The sequence below is a fragment of the Thermocrispum sp. genome (assembly GCF_002919275.1).
Lineage (GTDB): Bacteria > Actinomycetota > Actinomycetes > Mycobacteriales > Pseudonocardiaceae > Thermocrispum > Thermocrispum agreste.
In genome coordinates this window covers 38,857-59,620 of sequence record NZ_PKFA01000003.1, presented here as the reverse complement: position 1 = coordinate 59,620, position 20,764 = coordinate 38,857, and the positions used below count along the sequence as shown (strand labels likewise).

21 protein-coding genes and 1 tRNA gene are annotated in these 20,764 nt (G+C 69.6%); 6 read left to right on the top strand and 16 right to left on the bottom strand.

The genetic code is table 11. From position 1 onward, the window contains the following. Window positions 1-361: 361 nt before the first annotated feature. The 5 genes from CXP56_RS01075 to CXP56_RS01055 all read right to left on the bottom strand — a co-directional run bounded on the left by CXP56_RS01075 (window position 362) and on the right by CXP56_RS01055 (window position 4,700). Window positions 362-1,708 (bottom strand): SPFH domain-containing protein, encoded by a 1,347-nt coding sequence (locus CXP56_RS01075; RefSeq protein ID WP_286899246.1) that lies wholly within the window; start codon window positions 1,706-1,708, stop codon window positions 362-364. Window positions 1,709-1,822: 114 nt separating this feature from the next. Further along, entirely contained in the window at window positions 1,823-2,260 is a 438-nt protein-coding gene (locus tag CXP56_RS01070) for an NfeD family protein (protein ID WP_038044206.1), read from the bottom strand. A gap of 135 nt (window positions 2,261-2,395) precedes the next feature. Beyond that, window positions 2,396-3,205, bottom strand: coding sequence for a DUF3097 domain-containing protein (locus CXP56_RS01065; RefSeq protein ID WP_028845964.1), 810 nt, complete (start codon window positions 3,203-3,205; stop codon window positions 2,396-2,398). Window positions 3,206-3,324: 119 nt separating this feature from the next. Continuing rightward, window positions 3,325-4,119 carry an SCO1664 family protein gene (locus CXP56_RS01060; RefSeq protein ID WP_028845965.1) on the bottom strand — a complete coding sequence of 265 codons (795 nt, stop codon included), beginning with the start codon at window positions 4,117-4,119 and terminating at the stop codon, window positions 3,325-3,327. Between the two features lie 2 nt (window positions 4,120-4,121). Beyond that, complete coding sequence (locus tag CXP56_RS01055) at window positions 4,122-4,700, bottom strand: DUF3090 domain-containing protein (protein WP_028845966.1); 579 nt, start codon at window positions 4,698-4,700, stop codon at window positions 4,122-4,124. Window positions 4,701-4,832: 132 nt separating this feature from the next. On the opposite strand from CXP56_RS01055, the gene CXP56_RS01050 reads away from it, so the two are divergent. Next, window positions 4,833-6,776 carry a prolyl oligopeptidase family serine peptidase gene (locus tag CXP56_RS01050; RefSeq protein ID WP_286899223.1) on the top strand — a complete coding sequence of 648 codons (1,944 nt, stop codon included), beginning with the start codon at window positions 4,833-4,835 and terminating at the stop codon, window positions 6,774-6,776. Here the strand turns inward: CXP56_RS01050 and mptB are convergent. Further along, window positions 6,773-8,332, bottom strand: a complete 1,560-nt coding sequence (gene mptB / locus CXP56_RS01045; RefSeq protein ID WP_245566501.1) for a polyprenol phosphomannose-dependent alpha 1,6 mannosyltransferase MptB — start codon at window positions 8,330-8,332, stop codon at window positions 6,773-6,775. The genes CXP56_RS01050 and mptB overlap by 4 nt on opposite strands. A 119-nt stretch (window positions 8,333-8,451) precedes the next feature. Here mptB and CXP56_RS01040 point away from each other — a divergent pair, with 119 nt between their 5' ends. Next, a complete protein-coding gene (locus CXP56_RS01040; RefSeq protein ID WP_028845968.1) occupies window positions 8,452-9,441 on the top strand; it encodes a malate dehydrogenase in 990 nt (329 codons plus the stop codon). Window positions 9,442-9,504: 63 nt separating this feature from the next. On the opposite strand, the gene CXP56_RS01035 is transcribed toward CXP56_RS01040, so the two are convergent. From CXP56_RS01035 to CXP56_RS01025, 3 genes are read right to left on the bottom strand one after another with little or no spacing between them, the layout of a single operon-like run. Then, a complete protein-coding gene (locus CXP56_RS01035; protein WP_028845969.1) occupies window positions 9,505-10,221 on the bottom strand; it encodes a histidine phosphatase family protein in 717 nt (238 codons plus the stop codon). 49 nt (window positions 10,222-10,270) lie between these two features. Beyond that, entirely contained in the window at window positions 10,271-11,107 is an 837-nt protein-coding gene (locus CXP56_RS01030; protein ID WP_028845970.1) for an undecaprenyl-diphosphate phosphatase, read from the bottom strand. Then, window positions 11,107-12,189: an LLM class F420-dependent oxidoreductase gene (locus tag CXP56_RS01025; RefSeq protein ID WP_286899218.1), complete on the bottom strand. Its 1,083-nt coding sequence runs from the start codon at window positions 12,187-12,189 to the stop codon at window positions 11,107-11,109. The genes CXP56_RS01030 and CXP56_RS01025 overlap by 1 nt, the downstream gene beginning before the upstream one ends. 81 nt (window positions 12,190-12,270) lie before the next feature. On the opposite strand from CXP56_RS01025, the gene CXP56_RS01020 reads away from it, so the two are divergent. From CXP56_RS01020 to CXP56_RS01010, 3 genes are read left to right on the top strand one after another with little or no spacing between them, the layout of a single operon-like run. Next, complete coding sequence (locus tag CXP56_RS01020; RefSeq protein ID WP_286899216.1) at window positions 12,271-13,242, top strand: aldo/keto reductase; 972 nt, start codon at window positions 12,271-12,273, stop codon at window positions 13,240-13,242. Then, complete coding sequence (locus CXP56_RS01015; protein WP_051309375.1) at window positions 13,235-14,008, top strand: YncE family protein; 774 nt, start codon at window positions 13,235-13,237, stop codon at window positions 14,006-14,008. The genes CXP56_RS01020 and CXP56_RS01015 overlap by 8 nt, the downstream gene beginning before the upstream one ends. Further along, complete coding sequence (locus CXP56_RS01010) at window positions 14,005-14,253, top strand: DUF5703 family protein (protein WP_245566502.1); 249 nt, start codon at window positions 14,005-14,007, stop codon at window positions 14,251-14,253. Before CXP56_RS01015 ends, CXP56_RS01010 begins: the two co-directional genes overlap by 4 nt. Before the next feature lie 15 nt (window positions 14,254-14,268). Here the strand turns inward: CXP56_RS01010 and CXP56_RS01005 are convergent, their stop codons facing one another. Next, on the bottom strand, window positions 14,269-15,612 hold the full coding sequence (locus tag CXP56_RS01005; protein ID WP_286899211.1) for a M20/M25/M40 family metallo-hydrolase: 1,344 nt from the start codon (window positions 15,610-15,612) through the stop codon (window positions 14,269-14,271). A gap of 125 nt (window positions 15,613-15,737) precedes the next feature. Here CXP56_RS01005 and CXP56_RS01000 point away from each other — a divergent pair. Next, window positions 15,738-15,821 (top strand) — tRNA-Leu (locus tag CXP56_RS01000). A 74-nt stretch (window positions 15,822-15,895) separates the two neighbouring features. Here the strand turns inward: CXP56_RS01000 and CXP56_RS00995 are convergent. The 6 genes from CXP56_RS00995 to CXP56_RS00970 all read right to left on the bottom strand — a co-directional run bounded on the left by CXP56_RS00995 (window position 15,896) and on the right by CXP56_RS00970 (window position 20,662). Further along, window positions 15,896-16,150 (bottom strand): hypothetical protein, encoded by a 255-nt coding sequence (locus tag CXP56_RS00995; RefSeq protein ID WP_028845975.1) that lies wholly within the window; start codon window positions 16,148-16,150, stop codon window positions 15,896-15,898. A 575-nt stretch (window positions 16,151-16,725) separates the two neighbouring features. Next, window positions 16,726-17,433: a GntR family transcriptional regulator gene (locus CXP56_RS00990; protein WP_028845976.1), complete on the bottom strand. Its 708-nt coding sequence runs from the start codon at window positions 17,431-17,433 to the stop codon at window positions 16,726-16,728. Between the two features lie 81 nt (window positions 17,434-17,514). Further along, the gene (locus CXP56_RS00985; protein WP_051309377.1) at window positions 17,515-18,252 is read right to left on the bottom strand and encodes a DUF1275 family protein; all 738 of its coding nucleotides are present in this window, start codon (window positions 18,250-18,252) and stop codon (window positions 17,515-17,517) included. Continuing rightward, the gene (locus CXP56_RS00980; RefSeq protein WP_051309379.1) at window positions 18,239-18,700 is read right to left on the bottom strand and encodes a hypothetical protein; all 462 of its coding nucleotides are present in this window, start codon (window positions 18,698-18,700) and stop codon (window positions 18,239-18,241) included. Before CXP56_RS00980 ends, CXP56_RS00985 begins: the two co-directional genes overlap by 14 nt. 20 nt (window positions 18,701-18,720) lie before the next feature. Beyond that, window positions 18,721-19,833, bottom strand: coding sequence for an FAD-dependent monooxygenase (locus tag CXP56_RS00975; protein ID WP_028845977.1), 1,113 nt, complete (start codon window positions 19,831-19,833; stop codon window positions 18,721-18,723). Window positions 19,834-19,867: 34 nt separating this feature from the next. Continuing rightward, window positions 19,868-20,662, bottom strand: a complete 795-nt coding sequence (locus CXP56_RS00970; protein ID WP_051309383.1) for an alpha/beta fold hydrolase — start codon at window positions 20,660-20,662, stop codon at window positions 19,868-19,870. Window positions 20,663-20,764 lie beyond the last annotated feature (102 nt).

The window sequence follows — 20,764 nt, the reverse complement described above, 5'->3', positions numbered from 1 at the left end:
CGCCCGCAGGCCCACCCGGACCTACGACGACGTCACGCGACGGGCCGGACCGCCTCCTGCCTGAGCACGACGTGCCTGGTGTGGCACAGGCCGATTCGCTGCTAGCCATCCGGTCGTGCCGACGAATCCGAACCGGCACATGACACGACCCCCGCATGTGCCCTCGAAGCCGAACCGGTACATGACACAGCACCGCATGTGCCCACGAATCCGAACTGGCACATGACACGACCACCGCATCGGCGGGTGACGACAGCCGGTGGGCCGACCGCGCCGCGCGCCCACACGAGCTGCCCTGTGACAAGAAGACGCCGCGGCTGCGTGCAGCCGCGGCGTCTTCCTCGGGATTCGGAATCCCGGTTCACACTTGCGGAGGTGGACCGCCCATCGGAGGACCAGCTGGCGGGGCAGGCGGCGGAGGAGGCGGAGTCTGCCCCGGCCCAGGCGGCGGCGCGGTCGGCGGAGTGCTCGGCGGTGCCGCCGGGGGCGCAGGTGGCGGCGGAGTCGGCGGGGTGGCCGGTGCCGACGGAGTGGCAGATGCCGGTGGGGCGGCGGGTGCCGGCGAGCTCGACGAGCCGGACGACTCGGTGACCTGCTGCGCCGACTGCGGCAGCTTCGACGGGTCACCCTTCAGCGCGCTGGACGCCGACGGTGGCGTGGTCGAGCCGCCCTGGCCAAGCGGGCCGGCGACCTGACGGCGAGCGACCTCCTCGGCCTCCCGCACCGCAGCGGCGACCTCCGGGTCGGTGGAGGTGTCGAACCAGTCCTTGACGTCCTCGTCGTCCAGCTCAGGCGGCGGAGCGCTCTCCTGCGGTGGCTCGTAGCGGAACACACCGTCGTCGCCCGGCGCGCCGAGCATCTTGGCGAAGCCTTCCAGCGCCTTGCCGTAGTCGCTGGGCACCAGCCACACCTTGTTGGCGTCACCCTGCGCCATCTGCGGCAGCGTCTGCAGGTACTGGTAGGCCAGCACTTCCGGGGTCGGCTTGGCCGCCTTGATGGCCGCGAACACCTTCTCGATGGCCTTGGCCTGACCCTGTGCCTGCAGGTAGCGGGCGGCCCTTTCACCCTGGGCCCGCAGGATGCGTGACTGCCGCTCCGCCTCGGCGTGCAGGATCGCCGCCTGCTTGGCACCTTCCGCGGCCAGGATCTGCGACTGCTTCTGCCCCTCGGCCTTCTTGATGGACGACTCCCGGTCACCCTCGGCGTTGAGGATCATCGCGCGCTTCTCACGGTCGGCGCGCATCTGCTTTTCCATCGAGTCCTGGATCGACGGCGGCGGGTCGATCGACTTCAGCTCGACCCTGGCCACCCGGATGCCCCACCGGCCGGTGGCCTCGTCCAGCACGCCGCGCAGCGCCTGGTTGATCGCGTCACGCGAGGTCAGCGTCTCCTCCAGGCTCATGCCACCGACCAGGTTGCGCAGCGTGGTGATGGTCAGCTGCTCGACACCGACGATGTAGTTGGAGATCTCGTAGACCGCCGCGCGCGGGTCGGTGACCTGGAAGTAGACGACCGTGTCGATCGACACCGTCAGGTTGTCCTCGGTGATCACCGGCTGCGGCGGGAACGACACGACCTGCTCACGCAGGTCGATGCGGGCGCGCACCTTGTCCAGGAACGGGACCAGGAAGTTCAGGCCGGGTGCCGCCACGGTCTTGAACTTGCCCAGCCGTTCGATCACCGCGGCCTGTGCCTGCGGCACGACCATGATCGCCTTCACCACGGTGACGACGACGAACAGGATGATGATCGCTATGACGACCAATGCTCCAGTGGACAAAAGTCACTCTCCTCTTCCGTGAGGTCGGCGGTCACGGCGTGGTCAATCCATCAGCGGGTCGGCGGACACGATGGCGGTGGCGCCGGAGATCTCCACGACGGTGACCGTGGTGCCCGGTTTGATGACGTGCCCGGGCACGTTGTTGCGCGCCGTCCATTCCCCGCCGGCCAGCTTCACCAGGCCGCTGTTGCTGTCGATCTCGGACAGCGCCACGGCCTTGGCGCCGATCAAAGCCTCCGTGTTGGTCTTCATGCCGATGCCGTGCAGGAAGCGGCGCTTGAGCGCAGGCCGGGCGAAGATCAGCAGGCCCAGCGAGGCGATGCTGAACACCGCCACCGCGATCCACTGATTGTCGGTGAGCGCCGATGCGCCGGCACCGGCGAGCGCGCCCACACCGACCAGCACCAGCCAGAAATCGCCCGACAGCATCTCCGCGGCCATCAGGGCGATGCCCGCGCCGAGCCAGATCCACGCTGCCATGCGGCCTATCGTGTCAGATATCGCCCAGGTGTCAGTGACGATAGGCGCTGGCGTGATCTTGCCGTGATGTTCCGGGGCCGGTTCGGCGCCCTGGTATCACCCGAACGAAGGACAAGCCTGGTGCGGAATGCACCGTCAGCCGGACGTCCCCGTGGTGACGAAATCGATCAGCCGTTCCACCGCGCCGATGAGCGGCGTCTCCACGTCGCGATAGCTGCGGACTTTCGACAGGATGTGCTGCCAGCCCTCGTAGGGTTCACCCCAGCCCAGCGCAGCGCACACGCCTTCCTTCCACGGCCGGCCCGGCGGCACCGCCGGCCACTCCCCGATACCCAGCGACGCGGGTTTGATCGCCTGCCAGATGTCGACATACGGGTGTCCGGTCACCAGCACGTCGTCGTCGTCGATCGCCTGCACGATGCGGGACTCCTTGCTGCCGGGCACCAGGTGGTCGACCAGCACACCCAGCCGCCGGTGCGGGGCGGGACCGAAGTCGGCGACGGCGGCGGGCAGCAGGTCGATGCCGTCCAGCGGCTCGACCACGACCCCTTCGACGCGCAGGTCGTGGCCCCAGATGCGCTCGATCAGCTCGGCGTCGTGCTTGCCTTCCACCCAGATCCTGGACGCGCGGGCGGTCCGGGCCCGCAGCCCCTCCACGCGCACCGACCCCGATGCCGACAGGCGCTTGGACGGCTGCTTGCCCGAGCGCGGTTTGACCAGGGTGACCGGCTTGCCTTCGAGCAGGAACGCGGCGGGGGCCAGGGGGAACACCCGGTGGTTGCCGTGCCGGTCCTCCAGTACCACGCTGTCCTGCTCCACGCCGACGACGGCGCCGCAGAACCCGCTCGCCGGATCCTCGACCACCAGACCGGGATCGGCCGGAACCTCGGGAACCTGGCGCCGGCGCCTGCCGGAGAAGATGTCGCCGTAGGAATGAGCTCGCACGCGGCAGAGGGTAACGGCCGGGGCGGCGCCGCAGCGCCGTTCTCGCCCGCGCGTCGCCGGTTCCGCCGTGGTGGCGGCGTTCACGCCCCGCCGTCACGCGCTTGCGTCGGGGCGCGGCGTCAGAACAGCGGCCAGGGTATGGCCCGTACCTGCTCGGCCGGTGTGGGGAACACTCCGGCAGCCAGCAGCTTGTCCGTGCGATCGGCCAGTGCCCGGATCTCCGCGGACGTGATGTGTTCGGCCAGGTGCTCGCCGAGCTCACCGTCGATGGCGGCGCGCAGCTTGGCCAGCTTCTCGCGCGCGGTTTCCGGCAACGGCTCCCCCGCCCAGCCCCACAACACCGTGCGCAGCTTCGGTTCGGCGTGCAGGCAGATGCCGTGGTCGACGCCGTAGGCGCGGTCGCCCGGCCCGTGCAGTACATGGCCGCCTTTGCGGTCGGTGTTGTTCACCACGACGTCCAGCACCGCGAGTTCGGCCACGTCCGGGCGATCGGCGTGCGCCAGCACCACCGGTTCGCCGGATCGGTCGCGGGCGACGAGCACCTGGCGCCAGCCGTCCGGCACCTCGTCGGGCCGGTGCACGTCGACCAGCTCCTCGCCGGCGGTGTCGATCCACAGCTGGACCATCCCCGGCCCGAACGGCCCGTCCCGCAGCACGGTCGGTGGAATCAGCCCGAGGCCGCTATGCCGGGCGATCGTGTACGTGGCCACTTCGCGGCCGGCCAGTGTGCCGTCCGGGAAGTCCCACAGCGGGCGCTCCCCGGCGATCGGCTTGTACACCGCGTGCGCGGTGCGGCCGTCCAGCTCGACGGTGCAGAACAAGGTGGCGTTGGAGGCGTCGACCAGGCGGCCGGACAGCTCGAGGGTGCCGTGGGTGATCAGGGTGAGGTCGTCCGGCTCCGGCTGCCGCGTCACGGTCACTCGCCGCCAAACAGGCCGGGTTCCCGCCGGTACCCGTTCTGGCGCGGGCAGATGTGGCCGTCCGGGTCCAGCGGCTCGGCGCACAGCGGGCACGGCTTGCGTCCCGCGGCGATCACCCGCCCGGCACGCTCGGCGAACGCCCTGGCGTAGGCCGGTGACAGGAACACCCGGACCGCGTCCGGCCCTTCCTCGGTGTCGTCGAGGACCACCGTCTCGTCGATTTCCTCGTCGGTGACGGCCAGCAGTTCGATCACCACCGAGTCGGTTTCGGCGTCCCAGCCCAGCCCCATGGTGCCGACCCGGAACTCGGCCTCCACCGGCACTTCGAGCGGGTCGTTGTCGATCATGTCGGCCGGCGCCTCCGCCGGGATGTCGGCGTCGAATCGTGCGGCGACCTCGTCCAGCAGCGTGCTCAGCCGTTCGGCGAGCACGGACAGCTGCTGCTTCTCCAGCAGCACGCTCACCAGCCTGCTGTCGGAGCTGGCCTGCAGGTAGAACGTGCGGTCACCTGGCTGCCCGACCGTTCCGGAGACGAACCGGTCAGGATGGCGGAATACGTGAATGACCCTGGACATGGCAGCTCGAGACTAGGCTACCCAAATCTGCCCGGCATGATCGACCAGCGCGTTCGCCCGTGGCGTACGCGGCGGGACGGCACGGGGCGCAATGCGCAGCGGCGCAGGCGCGGTCGTGGCAAGGTGGCTGCCGTGACGACGATTGCCCCGTACGGAAGCTGGACATCCCCTATCACCGCACAGCAGGCCGCGGAAGTCGGCAGGCCGCCGCAGTGGACCGGATTCGTCGGTGACGAGGTGTGGTGGGTCGAGCCGCGCAGCACCGAGGGCGGCCGCTACACCGTCGTGCGGCAGACACCCGACGGGCCGCAAGAGCTGCTGCCTGCTCCGTGGAACGCCCGCAATCGGGTGCACGAGTACGGCGGCCAGCCGTGGACAGCCGTCGACGGCACGCTGGTGTTCACCAACTGGGACGATCAGCGGGTCTACGCCGTCTCCGTGGACGAGCAGGCGAAGCCGCGGCCGCTGACACCCGAGCCGGATCGCCCGCACGGGTACCGCTACAGCGACCTGCAGCCCGGGCTGCCCGGCGAGGCATGGATGGTGCGGGAGACCGTGACCGGACCGCATCCCACGGACGTGGTACGCGACCTGGTGGCCGTGACGCTGACCGGCGAGGTGCGCAGGCTGGGCGCCAGTCACCATTTCATGACCGCGCCGCACCTGTCGCCAGACGGTCGGCTGGCCGCGTGGATCGGCTGGGACCACCCGAACATGCCATGGGACTCCACGGAGCTGGTTGTGGCGGAGGTGCAGGCGGACGGCACGTTCGGACCACACCGCGTGGTGGCCGGTGGCCGGGACGTCTCGGTCTGTCAGGTCGCCTGGGATGCCGACGGTTCCTTGCTGGCGCTCATGGACCCCGACGGCTGGTGGAACCTGCACCGCCTCACCCTCTCCGCCGACGGGATGACGACCAAGTGCCTGTTCGCGGCGGAGGAGGAACACGGCGGGCCGCTGTGGACGCTCGGCCTCCGTTGGTTCGCACCGCTGGGCGGCGAGCACGCCGGCAAGTACGTGCTGCTGCGCAAGGGGCGGCCCGCGGTGCTCGACCCCGCAGCGGGCACCCTCACCGACGTCGACGTCGACCTCCCGTCGTGGGCACCGTCGCTGGCTGCGCGCGGTGGCCGGATCGCCGGCGTCGCCGCAGGCCCGAAGCAGCTCGGGCGGGTGGTGACCGTCGACCTGGATGCCGGGTCGGCCGTGGCCACGCTCAGCCATCCCACCACCGAGCTGCCCCCGGCCGAGTACCTGCCAGAACCGCAGGAGCGTTTCTTCAGTGGACCGGACGGGGACGTCCCGGCGTTCGTCTACCCGCCGACGAATCCCGACTTCGCCGCCCCGGAGGGCGAGCTGCCGCCGTACGTGGTTCACGTGCACGGCGGGCCGACCAGCGCGGTCAGCCCCACGGCCGACCTGCAGATCGCCTACCTCACCAGCCGCGGCATCGGCGTGGTCGCGGTCAACTACGGCGGCTCCACCGGCTACGGACGGGCCTTCCGGAACCGGCTCCGCGGCAACTGGGGCGTGGTCGACGTCGCCGACTGCGAAGCCGTCGCCAAGGCACTGGCGGCCGAGGGCACGGCCGACGGCAAGCGGCTCGGCATCCGGGGCGGCAGCGCCGGTGGCTACACGTCGGCGCTGTCGGCGGTGACGTGCACGACGTATGCGGCCGCGACGATCATGTTCCCGGTCATCGACATGCTCGGCTTCGTCGAGGGCGGTACCCACGACTTCGAATCCCAGTACCTGTTCGGCCTCGTCGGCACGCTGCCGGAGGACCGCCAGAAGTACGTGGACCGCTCCCCCATCACCCACACCGACTCGCTGGCCTGCCCGGTGCTGCTGTTGCAGGGCCTGGAGGACGAAGTGTGCCCGCCGGAGCAGGCCCAAGCGTTCGTGGACGCCATCCGGGGCCGCGGCATCCCGCACGCCTACGTGGCGTTCGAAGGCGAACAGCACGGGTTCCGGCGCGCCGAGTCGATCGTCACCGCGCTGGAGTCCGAGCTGTCCTTCTACGGGCAGGTGTTCGGATTCGAGCCGGCCGGTGTGCCGACGCTGCGGCTGGAGCGCTAGCGGTCGGGCGTTCGGCTGCGTCGCGGCTGCTCGCCGGCCTCGGCGGTGGCGCTGGGGGCTGCTCGGCGCGGGCGGATCTCCTGCCACCCCCGCGCCAGCAGCTCCCGCAGCGCCAGCGGTTCCGGCTGCACCATGGCCCGCGCCGCCAGGTACATGGCCACGAACACCATGGCCATGTACCACCAGTTGTAGAGCGCCTGCTCCCCGGTCGGGTAGAAGGCCAGCACGAGGAAGACCGAGCCGCCGACCACCACGGCCATGGCCCGTGGCGTCCAGGTGAAGCCGGCCGCCACCACCAGGGCCCAGGAGAAGTACCACGGCAGCGTCGGCGGTGCCAGCATGGCGACCGCCAGCAGCGTGATCGCCAGGTGCTTGACGGCCGTGACCCCGCCGTTGCGTGCTTGCCACCACTGCCAGGTCGCGAAGCAGGCCAGCACCAGCCAGGCCACCCCGCGCGCCCCGGTGACGAACGGCGATTGCGGGACGTCGACGAACAAGTCGGCCACGAAGTGCAGCAGCTGGCCGATCCCGGTCGGGAAGTTCAGCCAGTTCTTGATCAGTTGCGGGCCGTCCAGGGCGCCCAGCCAGCCGAAATTGATCGAGCCGAGCGACAACCAGGTGCCTGCGGCGTAGACCACGGCGAACAGGCCGACGGCGGGCACGAAAGCGGTGACGAAGTTGCGCACCCGCCCGCGCTCGGCGGGCAGATGGTTGGCCCAGATCCACACGATGAACGGCAGGACCAGCGCGCCGGTCGGCTTGATCAGCATGGCGAGGGTGCCGAGGAACACCGCGAGCAGGTGCTTGCGCTGCAGCGCGGCCAGTACGCCACCGGCCAGGAAGGCCAGCATGATCAGCTCGTTGTGCGGGCCACCCCACAGATGCACCACCATCATCGGGCTGGCCACGGCCAGCCACAGCGCGATCGCCGCCCGTCCGCCGAGGTGCGGGGCGAGCTTGGTCAGCACCCAGACCAGGGCGAGCAGGCCGGGCAGCAGGGCCAGCCGCAGCACGATGACGCCGAGGATGGGGTCGTCGCCGGTCAGCGTGACCACGCCCTTGGCGATGGCCAGGAAGAGCGGACCGTAGGGCGACGGGGTGCTCTGCCACGCCGTGTAGACGTTCTGCACTACGGTCGGCAGGCCCTCGACCATGTTCGGCGCGTTGGTGTAGGGGTCGAGGTCGTACAGCAGGGCGCCCTGGGCGAGATAGACGAACGCGTCGCGGGTGAACAGCGGCGGCGAGATCAGCAGCGGGGCCATCCAGCACGCCGCGGCGACCAGCACCGCGGTCGCGTCGGCCTTGCCCCGCAGCACGTACCGGCCGAGCCGGATCCACGCCAGCACGGTCAGCCCGAACCCGGCGTACAGCACCCAGGTGGCCAGCCATCGGCCGTGCCCGTAGCGGATCCACGACAGCGGGCCCGCTCCGATGACCGGGTCGGAGATCAGGATCCCGCCCGCGCCGAGCGCGGCGAGCATCATCAGCACGCTGCCGACCGTTCCGGCGGCGATCGTGCGCAGCGGCAGGCGCGAGGCAACGAATGTTGCGCGCACCTCGCGTCGAGACTGTTCCATATCGGAGATGAACGCTACACCGCCGCCCGGAGGCGGTGCCCAGGCGCTCTGGGTGGGATAGCATCCGCAACGATTCGACGTCGCGCATAGGAGTGCTCATGACCAACGCCCCTGTCAACGTCACCGTCACTGGTGCGGCTGGCCAGATCGGCTACGCCCTGCTGTTCCGCATCGCTTCTGGCCAGTTGCTCGGCGCGGACAGGCCGGTGCGGTTGCGGCTGCTGGAGATCCCGCAGGCGATGCGGGCGGCCGAGGGCACCGCGATGGAGCTGCAGGACGCGGCCTTCCCGCTGCTGGCCGGGGTGGACATCTTCGACGACCCGCGCAAGGCGTTCGACGGCGTCAACGTGGCGCTGCTGGTGGGGGCCCGGCCGCGCACCAAGGGCATGGAGCGCCGGGACCTGCTGGAGGCCAACGGCGGGATCTTCAAGCCACAGGGCGAGGCGATCAACGCGGGCGCCGCCGACGACGTGAAGGTGCTGGTGGTCGGCAACCCGGCGAACACCAACGCGCTCATTGCGCAGCAGAACGCGCCGGACGTGCCCGCCGAGCGGTTCACCGCGATGACCAGGCTGGACCACAACCGCGCCAAAGCGCAGCTGGCGGCCAAGCTCGGCGTGTCGGTGGCCGACATCTCGAAGATGACCATCTGGGGCAACCACTCGGCCACCCAGTACCCGGACCTGTTCCACGCGGAGGTCAACGGCAAGCCGGCCGCCGAGGTGGTCAACGACCAGCAGTGGCTGGAGAACGAGTTCATCCCGCGGGTGGCCAAGCGGGGCGCCGAGATCATCGAGGTGCGCGGCGCCTCGTCGGCCGCGTCCGCGGCATCGGCGGCCATCGACCACATCCACGACTGGGTCAACGGCACCCCGGACGGTGACTGGGTGTCCATGGCCGTGCCGTCCGACGGCTCCTACGGCGTGCCGGAGGGCCTGATCTCGTCGTTCCCGGTCACCTGCGCCAACGGGGAGTACTCCATCGTGCAGGGCCTGGAGCTGAACGAGTTCTCCCGTGCCAGGATCGACGCTTCCGTGCAGGAACTGGCCGAAGAGCGGGACGCGGTGCGCAACCTCGGCCTGATCTGATCCAGCGCCTCGCGCGTGCGACGGCCCGGCAGGGCGTTCCGGCCCGCCGGGCCGTTCGTCGTGTCAGGCTCCGGTCGTTCCGCCGACGACCGCGTCGGATCCGTCCGCGGGCGAACCGCTCCCCTGCCCCGGCTTCTTCTCGTCCGGCCTCGGGACGATCGATTCCAGCGAGCCGCCACAGTCGTTGACCCGCAGCACGAACGTGCGCAGCGGACTGTAGCGGACCACCGAGATGGACGCCGGGTCGATCACGATGCGCTGGAACGAGTCCAGGTGCTGGCCCAGCGCGTCGGCGAGCAGGGCCTTGATCACGTCGCCGTGCGAGCACAACAGCCACACCGCGTGCTCGCCGTGCTCGCGGGTGATGGCCGCGTCGAGCCTGCGCACCGCGGCCACGGCGCGCGCATGGACGTCGGCGAGCCCTTCCCCGCCCGGGAAGACGGCCGCTGACGGGTTGTGCTGCACCACCCGCCACAGCGGCTCCTCCACCAGGTCGGACAGTTTGCGCCCGGACCACTCGCCGTAGTCGACCTCGGACAGCTGCTCCTCGACGATCGGTTCGAGGTTGCGCTCCCTGGTCAGCGGCAGCACCGTCTCCGCGCACCGCTGCAGCGGCGAATGGACCACCGCGGCCAGCGGCACCTGGGCCAGCCGCCCGATCAGGTCGGTGGCCTGCCCGCGGCCGTGGTCGTCCAGCCCGACACCGGGCAGGCGCCCGGCCAGCACGCCGTCACCGTTGGCCGTCGAGCGAGCGTGCCGCAGCATGATCACGGTGCCCACGTGGTTCAGGTTAGCCGCAGATTCCGGCTCGTGGCCCGGGCGGCAAGGATCAGATGTCCGGACCCGCCTGCGGATCCAGCACCCCGGTGAACACCAGCACCAGCAGGACCACGCCGAGCACGATGCGGTAGATCACGAACGGCAGGAAGCTGTGCCGCTTGATGTAGGCCATCAGCCACGCGATCACCGCGTAGCCGACGCCGAACGCCACGACGGTGGCCAGCAGCGTCGGACCCCAGTCCGGTGAGGCGCCGTTGCCGATCTCGCGCAGCTCGTAGATGCCCGAACCCAGGACCGCGGGGACGGCCAGCAGGAACGCGTACTCGGCGGCGTCGGCCCGCTTGTAGCCCAGCAGCCGACCCGCGGTGATCGTGCCACCGGAGCGGGACACCCCCGGGATGAGCGCCATGGCCTGGGCGAACCCGAAGCCGAGGCCGTGCGGGACGGTCAAGTGGTCGAGGTCGCGGACCTGCCTGCCGTAACGGTCGGCCAGCCACAACAGGACGGCGAAGACGATCAGCACCATCGCGGTCAGCCGCAGGTCGCGGAACACCGAGTGGATCTGCTCCTGGAACAGCAGGCCCAGCACCACGATGGGGATCGAGCCGACGATGATCAACCAGCCCAGCCGGGCGTCCGGGTGATGCCGGTAGTCACGCCGGTACAGGGAGAAGAACCAGGCACGCAGGATCCGCCCGATCTTGCCCGCGAAGTAGATCACCACGGCAAGCTCGGTGCCGATCTGCGTCACGGCGGTGAACGCCGCACCCGGGTCACCCCAGCCGGCCAGGGCCGCGGTGATCCGCAGGTGTGCGCTCGAAGAGATCGGCAGGAACTCGGTCAGTCCCTGCACGATGCCCAAGATTGCCGCTTCCAACCACCCCACTACGAGACTCCTGCCTTGTCACATGCCTCGGCGGCCGCGCGCAGCGTCGCGACCGCGTCGAGCGAACCTGAACCACCGCCTGCCGGAAACGGCAGGACATTGAGGGTGCCGACACCGGCATCGGCGTACGCCTGCAGCCGGTCGGCGATGCGGTCGACCGGACCGAGCAGCGACGTGGCGTCCAGGAACTCCACCGGGATCGCCTGCATCGCCGCCTGGTAGTTGCGCTCGAGGTAGAGCCGCTGCACCTCGTCCGCCTCGCGCTCGAAGCCCATGCGGCGGGCGTGCGCGTTGTAGAAGTTCTTCTCCCGGCTGCCCATTCCGCCGAGGTAGAGGGCGGCGTAGCCGCGGACGGCGTCAGCGCACTTGCGCCAGTCCGGGCCCACCACCACCGGCACCGACGGAGCGATGTCGAAGCCGCCCGGCCCGGTGAGGGGCCGCCCGGCGGCGTCGGCACCGGCGCGCAGGTGGCGCACCTGCTCGCCGGCGTGCTCGGGCGAGAAGAAGACCGGCAGCCAGCCGTCGGCGATCTCGCCGGTCAGTTCCAGGTTGCGCGGGCCGATGGCGGCCAGATACACCGGCAGCTCGGCGCGTGGTGGCCGCAACTGCAGGTGCAGTGGCTTGCCTGGGCCGTCCGGCAGCGGCAGCGTGTAGTGCCTGCCGGAATAGCGCAGCTTCTCCCGGCGTAGTGCGCGCCGCACGATCTCGACGTACTCGCGGGTGCGTTCCAGCGGTGCGTCGAAGCGGACGCCATGCCAGCCTTCCGAGACGACCGGCCCGGAGACCCCCAGGCCGAGACGGAACCGGCCGCCGGTCAGGGTGTCCAGCGTGGCGGCCGTCATGGCGGTCATGGCGGGCGTGCGTGCGGGGATCTGGAACACCGCAGCGCCCAGGTCGATCGTGCTGGTGCGAGCGGCGAGGTAGCCGAGCACAGTGGCAGCGTCCGAGCCGTACGCCTCGGCGACCCACACGCAGGAGTAGCCCAACCGTTCGGCCTCGACGGCCACGTCGAGCCAGGCTTGCGCGCGGGCCGGATTGGCGGCCGTGCTCGACCAGTACCCCACGTTCAGTCCGAGTCGCACGGGCACGGACTCTATGGCTCGTGCGACTCGCCACCGCACGGGGGTGGCGCGAAGCGATCATCGCTGACATAGGCTGCCTGCATGCGGCAACGGCGGCTGGGCAATTCGGGTCTGCGGGTCTCCCGCCTGGGCCTGGGCACGATGAGCTGGGGGGAGGCCACCGACGCCGACGAGGCGGCCAGCCAACTGGCGGCCTTCGTCGAGGCGGGCGGCACCCTGGTCGACACCGCCGACGTGTACTGCGACGGCGAGAGCGAACGCATCCTCGGTGGGTTGCTCGACGACGTGGTGCCGCGTGACCACATCGTCATCGCCACCAAGGCGGCGGCGAAACGCAACGACGGACCGTTCGGTTCCGGGGCGTCGCGCGGTGCGCTGCTGAATGCGTTGGACGGGTCGCTGCGGCGGCTCGGGGTGGACCACGTCGACCTGTGGCAGGTCCACGTCTGGGACGGCCAGGTGCCGCTTGAGGAAACCTTGGCGGCGGCGGACCACGCGGTCGCCACCGGCAAGGTGCGCTACTTCGGGGTCAGCAACTACACCGGCTGGCAGCTGGCCGCCGCGGCGGCCGCTCAGCAGGGCGGGCCGAACCCGATCGTGTCGGTGCAGTCGGAGTATTCGCTGCTGGAGCGCGGGATCGAGCGCGAGGTTGTGCCTGCTGCCCGGCATTTCGGCGTGGGCTTGTTGCCGTGGGCGCCGCTCGGACGCGGAGTGCTGACCGGCAAGTACCGCGGCGGGACGCCGCCGAACTCGCGCGGCGCGGATCCCGGCTATGCCGGCTATGTCGATCATCACCGCAACGACCGGGCATCTCGCATCGTGGAGGCGGTAGCCACCGCGGCGGAAGGGTTGGGAACGTCACCGCTGGCGGTGGCCCTTGCCTGGGTACGCGACCGGGACCTTGTCGCGGCACCGATCGTCGGCGCCCGTGACACCGCCCAGCTGGCCGCTTCACTGGCGGCGGAGGAGCTCGAGCTGCCTGCGGAGATCACCGCGGCGTTGGACGACGTGAGTGCCATCGAGTTCGGATATCCGGAGCAACGCCGTGGCTGAGCGCGCGGTGGCCAGCTTGCTGGTAGCCGTGCTGGCGCTGACCGGGTGCGCGGACGGCGGTGACGGCACCAGCATGCCGGACGATCCCCTGCAGGTCACGGACAAGCTGGTCGCCGCCACCCCGGCCCGCTCCCCCGCCACCACGACCGAGCCTGCGGGCACGGTCCGGCCGGGTGAGCCGCTTCAGCAGGCGCATCGCACGGCTCGGCTCGGCGAATGGACGCTGATCGCACGCGGCAGGGACGGCATCGAGGTCCGGCGTGGCGGCAAGCGCGTGAAGATGATCACCGACGACCTGGCGAGCGCGGACCAGGTTTTCGTCGCCGACGGGCATGCCGCGGTGCTGGACCGGCTGCGCAGCGCGCTCTTCCAGGTGGACGTGGAAGCCGGCGAGGTGCGGCTCGGGTTGCGGGCGGGGCAAGGCGCCACGAACGGCACTGTCGACGAGTTCGGGCGGGTGCTGGTGGTGGACACCCGGCGCGGGGCGCTGCTGGCTTTCAGCCTCGAGCCGCTGCTGCTGCGGCAGCGCTATCCCGTGCCGGGGTCGCCTTACGGCATCGCCTACGACGCGCGGCGGAACGTCGCCTGGGTGACGGTCACCGAGACGAACGAGGTCGTCGGGTTCGACGTCGCGGGTGGCGAGCCGCAGGAACGATATCGGTTCCCTACCGTACGGCAGCCGAATTCGGTTACGGTCGATGCACACACAGGTGACGTGCTGGTGGCTTCGGGCGCCGGCGAAGGGAACCAGGTGATTCGACCGTGACTACCGGGGCGGTGGACGACGGGGACAACCAGACGGCGGTGGTCGACGGGAAGTGGGAGTACCGTCGGCTGCGCATTCCGCCTGGCGTGTCACGACCGACGGCTGCCATGCAGCTGGCCATCCATGCGGAGTTCTCCGGTTGGGAGCTGTCCAACGTGCGGCTGTACGCCGACGGGTCGCGCCGGGTGTGGCTGCGCCGCAAGCAGCAGCCTTCCAACGTGGGCCTGCCCGGGCTGATCACCTGACGCGACCGTAGCGCGTCAGCAGCTCCGCAGGAACCGGTCGAGCACGCGGGTGCCGAACTTCAGCGCGTCGACCGGGACGCGCTCGTCGACCCCGTGGAACAGCGCGGTGAAGTCCAGGTCGGCGGGCAGCTTGAGCGGGGCGAACCCGAAGCAGCGGATGCCGAGCTTGCTGAGTGCTTTGGCGTCCGTGCCCCCGCTGAGCATGTACGGCAGCGTGTGCGCCTCCGGGTCCTCCGCCCGCACCGCGGCCTTCATCGCCTCGACCAGCGGGCCGTCGAAGGTCGTCTCGACCGGGGGCAGCTCCAGCCACTCGCGCTCGACGTCCGGCCCCAGGATCTCGTCCAGTTCCCGGTTGAACGCCTCCATGCGGCCGGGGAGGATGCGGCAGTCCACCGTGGCCTCGGCGACCGACGGGATGACGTTGGCCTTGTAGCCGGCCTTGAGCATCGTCGGCGTGGCCATGTCGCGCAGGGTCGCACCGATGACACGGGAGACGTTGCCGAGCTTGGCCACTGCGGCGTCGAGGTCGTCCTCGGGAAACTCCAGGCCGGTGATCTCCGAGACGCCGGCGAGGAATTCGCGGACGGAGTCGGTGAGCACCAGCGGGAAGCGGTGATTGCCGAGCCGGGCGACCGCCTCGGCGAGCTTCGTCACGGCATTGTCGTGGTTGATCATCGACCCGTGCCCGGCCCGCCCCCGCACTCGCAGGGTCATCCACCGGATGCCCTTCTCCGCGGTCTCGATCAGGTAGGCGCGCTGGTCGTTGTTGAGCGTGATGGAGAACCCGCCGACCTCACCAATGGCTTCCGTGGCGCCCTCGAACAGGTCGGGGCGGTTGTCGACCAGCCACTGTGCGCCGTAGGTGCCGCCGGCCTCCTCGTCGGCCAGGAAGGCGAAGATGATATCGCGCGGCGGCACGATGCCTTCCCGCTTGTAGTACCGGGCAATGGCCAGCGTCATGCCCAGCATGTCCTTCATGTCGACCGCGCCGCGGCCCCAGACGTAGCCGTCCTGGATGGCACCGGAGAACGGGTGCACGGACCACTCGGTGGGGTCCGCGGGCACCACGTCGAGGTGACCGTGGATCAGCAACGCGTCGCGGCCGGGATCGGCCCCGGGCAGCCGGGCGAACACGTTGCACCGGTTCGGGGCACCGGACTCGACCATCTCGGTTTCGTAACCGACCTCCTGGAGCTTGGCGGCCACGTACTCGGCCGCTTCCCGCTCCCCCACGACGGTGGCCGGATCACCGGTGTTGGTCGAGTCGATCTGGATGAGTTCACTGGTCAGCACGACGGACTCGGCTGCGGCGGCGTCGATCCCGCCGGCAGCGGCCGGGCTTTCGTGGTGGGCGCACACATAGGGATTCCTACCATTGCCCGCCGCTGCGCGTGGTGAGGCCGACTGCGCCGCGCCGTGGTGAACGTCAACGGGACCCCCCGTGGCATTGATCTTGCCGCATCCGCTACCCTGGACGCCGCAAAGTCCGGGTGGCGGAATGGCAGACGCGCTAGCTTGAGGTGCTAGTGCCCGTTAAGGGCGTGGGGGTTCAAGTCCCCCTCCGGACACGGTTGCTAGTTCACCCGCGCTGCGGGCTGCATGGTTGCAGACGCGATCTTGTCCTCGGGCGCGTGCAGGACGTTCAAGCCCAGCGTCGAGTAGGCTTCGGCAAGCCGCTCTGGCTTGCCGTGTTCAAGGCATTTCGGACGTCGCCCAGCGAGTCGATCATGGCGTAGATCTCAGCCTCTGCGATGGCGTCGCTGACTGCTGCCGTGCTGAGGACCGCCCTGGCTGCGTCGCGTTCGGCACGGGTGGCGTTGATCGATTCGACCAGTGCGGCGGACTCTCCCCCGACTTCGATGGCGTCCCTGCAGCCTTCGTAGCCGCCTTTCGGCATCTCTCCGCGTACACTCCGCTCGCTCCCGCGCCGATGAGTCGACTTGAGTGCCGCCTGTCGATTGCGAACAGACCACAGCGGCAACCGTCGCATCGACATCGGCGCGGTAGAACAGCTGGCCAACCCAGTCATCGACCACATCCGGACAACGTCCGCCCGGATACAGACGGCTGGCGGGTGCTCAGCCACAGCAGCCGAACCGGGCGAGCGTGCGGGCTGGGCAGCGGACACCGGATGTCCCGGCGTCGGGTGAGCCGGACCTGCCAAGTCGGTGAAACGGCGGACACCGTGCCCACGCCGCCGCCCCCTACCACCCAATTCATGGTCAGCGCACCGATCCACTGCCAGCCGGTAGACGCGCTGAGCAGGGGCGAGATCTTGCAGCAGTTGCGCGCTGGATCGGCCCGTTCGATCTGCCGCGGCGGCATGGACGGCGCGTCAAGATGAATTGCGTCAGAGTCCTCGCGGGCGACCGCTCGCCGTGGCTTCAGCGTCTCACTCGCGCCGGACGGCCATACCGAGAGCCGGTCCCAGCCACAGATGCCGCCCGTTACGGACGTTCGGGACGCCCCGGTTCATGCCCGCCGCTCGTGCTCCTCGACGTAGCGCGCCAGCGACTCGCTGGCCGACTTGATGTGGTCGACCATCGCCCGCCGCGCCGCTTCGGCATCATGCGCCAGGATCGCTTCGGCGATTCGTTGATGCTCCTGCAGGTTCTGCTTCAGCAACCGCGTGTTGCCCTTGTACGCCGGGTAGCTCGAATTGAGCGGGAGCCTGCGGCCGATGTCTTCCAGGCTGAGCATCAGCTGCCGGTTGCCCGACCCGGCCACGATCGCGCCGTGGAAGTCGCTGTTGGCCTTCGCCCAGCGCTCGTTCGCCTCGTCCGACTCCGACAGCTCGGGGCTGCCGGTGTACCGCTCGATGGCGTCGGCGAAATCGTCGAGCGCGCGCTGCATCTGCAGCACCTGGGCGTCGTTGATCCGGTGCACGGCCAGCTCGGCCGCCAGCCCTTCGATGGCCGCTCGGACCTCTCCCAGCTCGCGCACGTCCCGGCCGGAGTGCCCGTTCACCCGGGCACCCCGGTTCTTGACGATCGTGACGATGCCCCGGGCGTGCAGGACTCGGAGTGCTTCCCGGACCGGGGTTCGGCTCACCCCGAACTCCTCCGCGATCGAGTTGTGCCGCAACCACGACCCGACCGGAATGACGCCGTTGAGGATCCGGCGCTGCAGCTCCTCGGCCACCCGGTCGCTGATCGACTCAGAACCCTCGATGTCGTCCATATGGGATACGCACTCCTCGCGATGGAATCCTCACCCCGGCTGTTGGTATGTAACGGGAGGATTATGCATCCACTCGCGTGATCAGCTTGGGGTGGTCCGCCCGAAACGTCTACTGCCAGACGGCAGTACCACGCCCAGCGCGAGGACCAGCACCAGGGGCACCAGTTGCGTCAGCGGTGCCAGCGCCCATGCCTTCGCGGTGAGCACCGCGCCGAGTGCGGCTCCGCCGATCAGCCCGAGCAACAACGCGGCGTTGCGCCCGACGCTGCGGACACCCCCTCCCGTCGCCAGCCGGACGACGAGTCCGGTGAGCGTGCCGGTCAGGTAGGTCGTCGACAAGCCCCTGGCGCCGAAGCGCTGCACGGTGCTGCTCTGCAGGCCCAGCGCCACAGCATGCCCGCCAAGCAGGATCAAGCGCACTGTTTCGCCACGCTCGGGCCCGGTGACCCACCAGACGACCGAGAGCATCACGGTCAGCACGGTCTGCACCGCCAGCGCACGGGTGACGGCGGCCGGCCACACCGGATCACCGGATTGCGGCAAGCCCGCCAGCCGTGCGCCGAGGGCGCACCCGACGACGAAACTGATGATCGCGCTGACCGCCAGCACGATCAGGCTCCCGTCGGCCGTCGCCGCGCCGACGCCGGTGATCACCATGTTCCCGGTCATCACGCTGGCGAACGCTCCGCCGAGCGCCAGGAATCCGATGGCGTCCGTCGCTCCGCTGTTCACCGCCAGCAGCACCGCGAGGCGGTCCCGGACACGTTCCTGCGCGGCGCGACGGGCGTCGTTGCGCTGCAGCTGGTCAGCCCCAGGCATACGTGACGCGCTTCTCCTTGGGCTCGACGAAGTCGTTCGGGTCGATGATGTCGTGGTCGCGACCGGACAGCCCGCGGCCGTTGGACTGTGGTTTGCCCGGTTCCTCGGTCGCCGACTCCCGCACCAGTTCGATGATGTAGTGGGTGACCGGGTGGTCCTCGAGGTTCTTCAGCCGGTGCGGTTTGAGGCCACCATGCCGGCCGACGGTCTTGAAGAACGCGTAGCCCGCCTCGGCGTTCTGGACATGGCTGAACTCTTCTTCCTCGTCGAACTCCATCGACGCGGCGCGGCCCGGCTGTGGCCACAGGATCAGGTGGTCGTACTGGTGCGAGTGGTAGAAGATCGCTTCACCTGGCTGCAGCGTCATCGCCCACACCCGCACGTGCTCGTTGGCGAAGATCAGTTCGTTTCCCGGGTCGGTGGAAAACCCCTGCGGTGTCGAGTTCATGATTTCTCCTTGTCGTCTGGTCACAGCCTGCTGGCTTCGAGTTCGCGCACTTCCTGCAGGTACGCCGCGATGGCCTCGGCGGTCGCGGGCACGTTGCGGTCGATCGACCCCTCGACGCCGGCTTGCGCACGGTCCACGTAGGGGCGCTGGCGCTTCTCGTACTCGGCGAAAGCGGCCGCATGGTCGTTCGGGTGCTTTTCCAGTGCCTCGGCGAGGAAGTAGCTGCCGCTGATGGCAAGCGATGTGCCACGCCCGGACAGCGGTGAGGCACAGTGGGCCGCGTCACCGACCAGTACCACCCGGCCCTTGGACCACGCCGGCATCTTGGTCTGACCGCATTCGTCGAAGTACAGGCCATCGCTTTCGCCCATACGCGCGACGAGCTCCTGGATCCGCCACACGTCGTCCCGGTAGACGCTGCGCAGGACTTCGTGGACAGCTGCCTGATCGCGGTAGTCGATGTCGAGCTTCGGCGACCGGAAGTACCCGGCCACGATCTCCTCGCTCGGCGTCTGCAGCAAGCTGAGCATCCGGCCGGGCGCCAAGTGCATCTGCCCAGGCGTGCCGGCAGGCGCGGGTGGGCCGACCGGCGCCAGGACGACGTAGACCCCGAGGAAGTTGACATAGTCTTCTTCCGGGCCGAACACCAGCGCGCGGGTCCGCGAGTGAATGCCGTCGGCGCCCACGACCAGGTCGTAGTCGTCCTCGGTCCCGTCACTCAGCACGACGTGGACCGAGTCGCCGTTGTCGGACAGCTCGGTGACCGTGGTGGAGAACCGCACATCGGTGTTCTCCTCGAGTGCTCCGGCCAGGATCGGCATCAACTTCGGCCGGGGGATCTCGATGTCGTCTGGCCGGTCGTTGGCGTACCTGGTGGAGAAGCCCGCAATGCGTTTTCCTTCGTCGTCGACGTACTCCGTGCCGACGGTCATGCTGATCTCGGCAGCTCGGATCTCGTGGTAGATGCCCATTTCCCGGACCATGTCCAGGGCATCGCCGCGCACGTCGATCGGCGAGCCGGTCGTCCGGACGGCAGGTGCCTGTTCGATCAAGGTGACCGTGTGGCCGCGGCGCTGCAGGGTGATGGTGGCGGACAGGCCGGCCACACCGGCCCCGGTTACCAGAACTTTCATGAGTGATCCGATCCTGTGGTGAGGTGAACAGCGGTCACGAATCGGTGCGATTCGCCAGCACGTGTTCCCGGACGAGCCGGGCGACGGGTTCCTTGAACTCCGAACTCAGGCCGTGCCGCGCGTCGGGCAGGCAGACGAAGGTGGCGTTGGGGATTCGTTCCGCGATGAACCGTCCGTCCTCGGGCCTGACCAGCGGGTCGTCGGCACCGTAGATGAGCAGCGTCGGCGCCTTGATGGTCCGTAGCTCCTCGTCCAGGTCGTGCGCCCGCAGCGACTGGATCCGGTACGAATCGGGGTCGCTGACCTGCCCGGCCATCATCGTGCGCAACCGCTCCAGCTGCGCCGGGTCGGACTGGCCGGCGGGGCTGAGGATGGCCTGGACCATGATGTCGAAGCGCTCCTCGGGCGGACGGGCCAGAGCGGCCTTGGTGAACTCGTTGACGTTCCGGAAGCTCGCGGGGGCCGCTCCGCAGATCAGGCTCTGCACGCGGTCGGGGTGGCGGATCGCGACGTGCAGCGACACCGCACCACCGAATGAGAACCCCATGATGTGGGCTCGCTCTATCCCAAGGGCGTCCAGCAGGGCCACGCTGTCGTCGGCGATGTCGCCGATTTCGTAGGGCTCGGTGCAGCGGAAGCTGTCGCCCACGTCCCGCTGGTCGTACGAGATGGCGCGAATGCCCTCGCCGAGCAGCGGGGCCAAGCCGGCGTACTGGCCACGATGGGACTCCCCGCCGTGATGCATCAGCAGGACCTCGCCCGAGCCGAGCTCGTGGTAGGCGATCGGCCCGTTTGCGGTCTCCGCCACCTTGACGGTGCTGAAGCTCATCGCGTCGACCTTCTCCTTCCGGACGAATGAATCCAGTTTATCACGTATTGCATCCCATATTGGGTGAAGTGATGCCGTCTTGCCGGTCGTGGCACGGTGTCC

What these genes read in the sequence shown, in the direction of transcription:
- CXP56_RS01075 (WP_286899246.1), bottom strand. Translation starts at nt 1,708, where the DNA reads ATGGTCGTGCCGCAGGCACAGGCCGCGGTGATCGAACGGCTGGGCAAG.
- CXP56_RS01070 (WP_038044206.1), bottom strand. Translation starts at nt 2,260, where the DNA reads ATGGCAGCGTGGATCTGGCTCGGCGCGGGCATCGCCCTGATGGCCGCG.
- CXP56_RS01055 (WP_028845966.1), bottom strand. Translation starts at nt 4,700, where the DNA reads ATGTCCAGGGTCATTCACGTATTCCGCCATCCTGACCGGTTCGTCTCC.
- CXP56_RS01040 (WP_028845968.1), top strand. Translation starts at nt 8,452, where the DNA reads ATGACCAACGCCCCTGTCAACGTCACCGTCACTGGTGCGGCTGGCCAG.
- CXP56_RS01020 (WP_286899216.1), top strand. Translation starts at nt 12,271, where the DNA reads ATGCGGCAACGGCGGCTGGGCAATTCGGGTCTGCGGGTCTCCCGCCTG.
- CXP56_RS00995 (WP_028845975.1), bottom strand. Translation starts at nt 16,150, where the DNA reads ATGCCGAAAGGCGGCTACGAAGGCTGCAGGGACGCCATCGAAGTCGGG.
- CXP56_RS00990 (WP_028845976.1), bottom strand. Translation starts at nt 17,433, where the DNA reads ATGGACGACATCGAGGGTTCTGAGTCGATCAGCGACCGGGTGGCCGAG.
- CXP56_RS00985 (WP_051309377.1), bottom strand. Translation starts at nt 18,252, where the DNA reads ATGCCTGGGGCTGACCAGCTGCAGCGCAACGACGCCCGTCGCGCCGCG.
- CXP56_RS00980 (WP_051309379.1), bottom strand. Translation starts at nt 18,700, where the DNA reads ATGAACTCGACACCGCAGGGGTTTTCCACCGACCCGGGAAACGAACTG.
- CXP56_RS00975 (WP_028845977.1), bottom strand. Translation starts at nt 19,833, where the DNA reads ATGAAAGTTCTGGTAACCGGGGCCGGTGTGGCCGGCCTGTCCGCCACC.
- CXP56_RS00970 (WP_051309383.1), bottom strand. Translation starts at nt 20,662, where the DNA reads ATGAGCTTCAGCACCGTCAAGGTGGCGGAGACCGCAAACGGGCCGATC.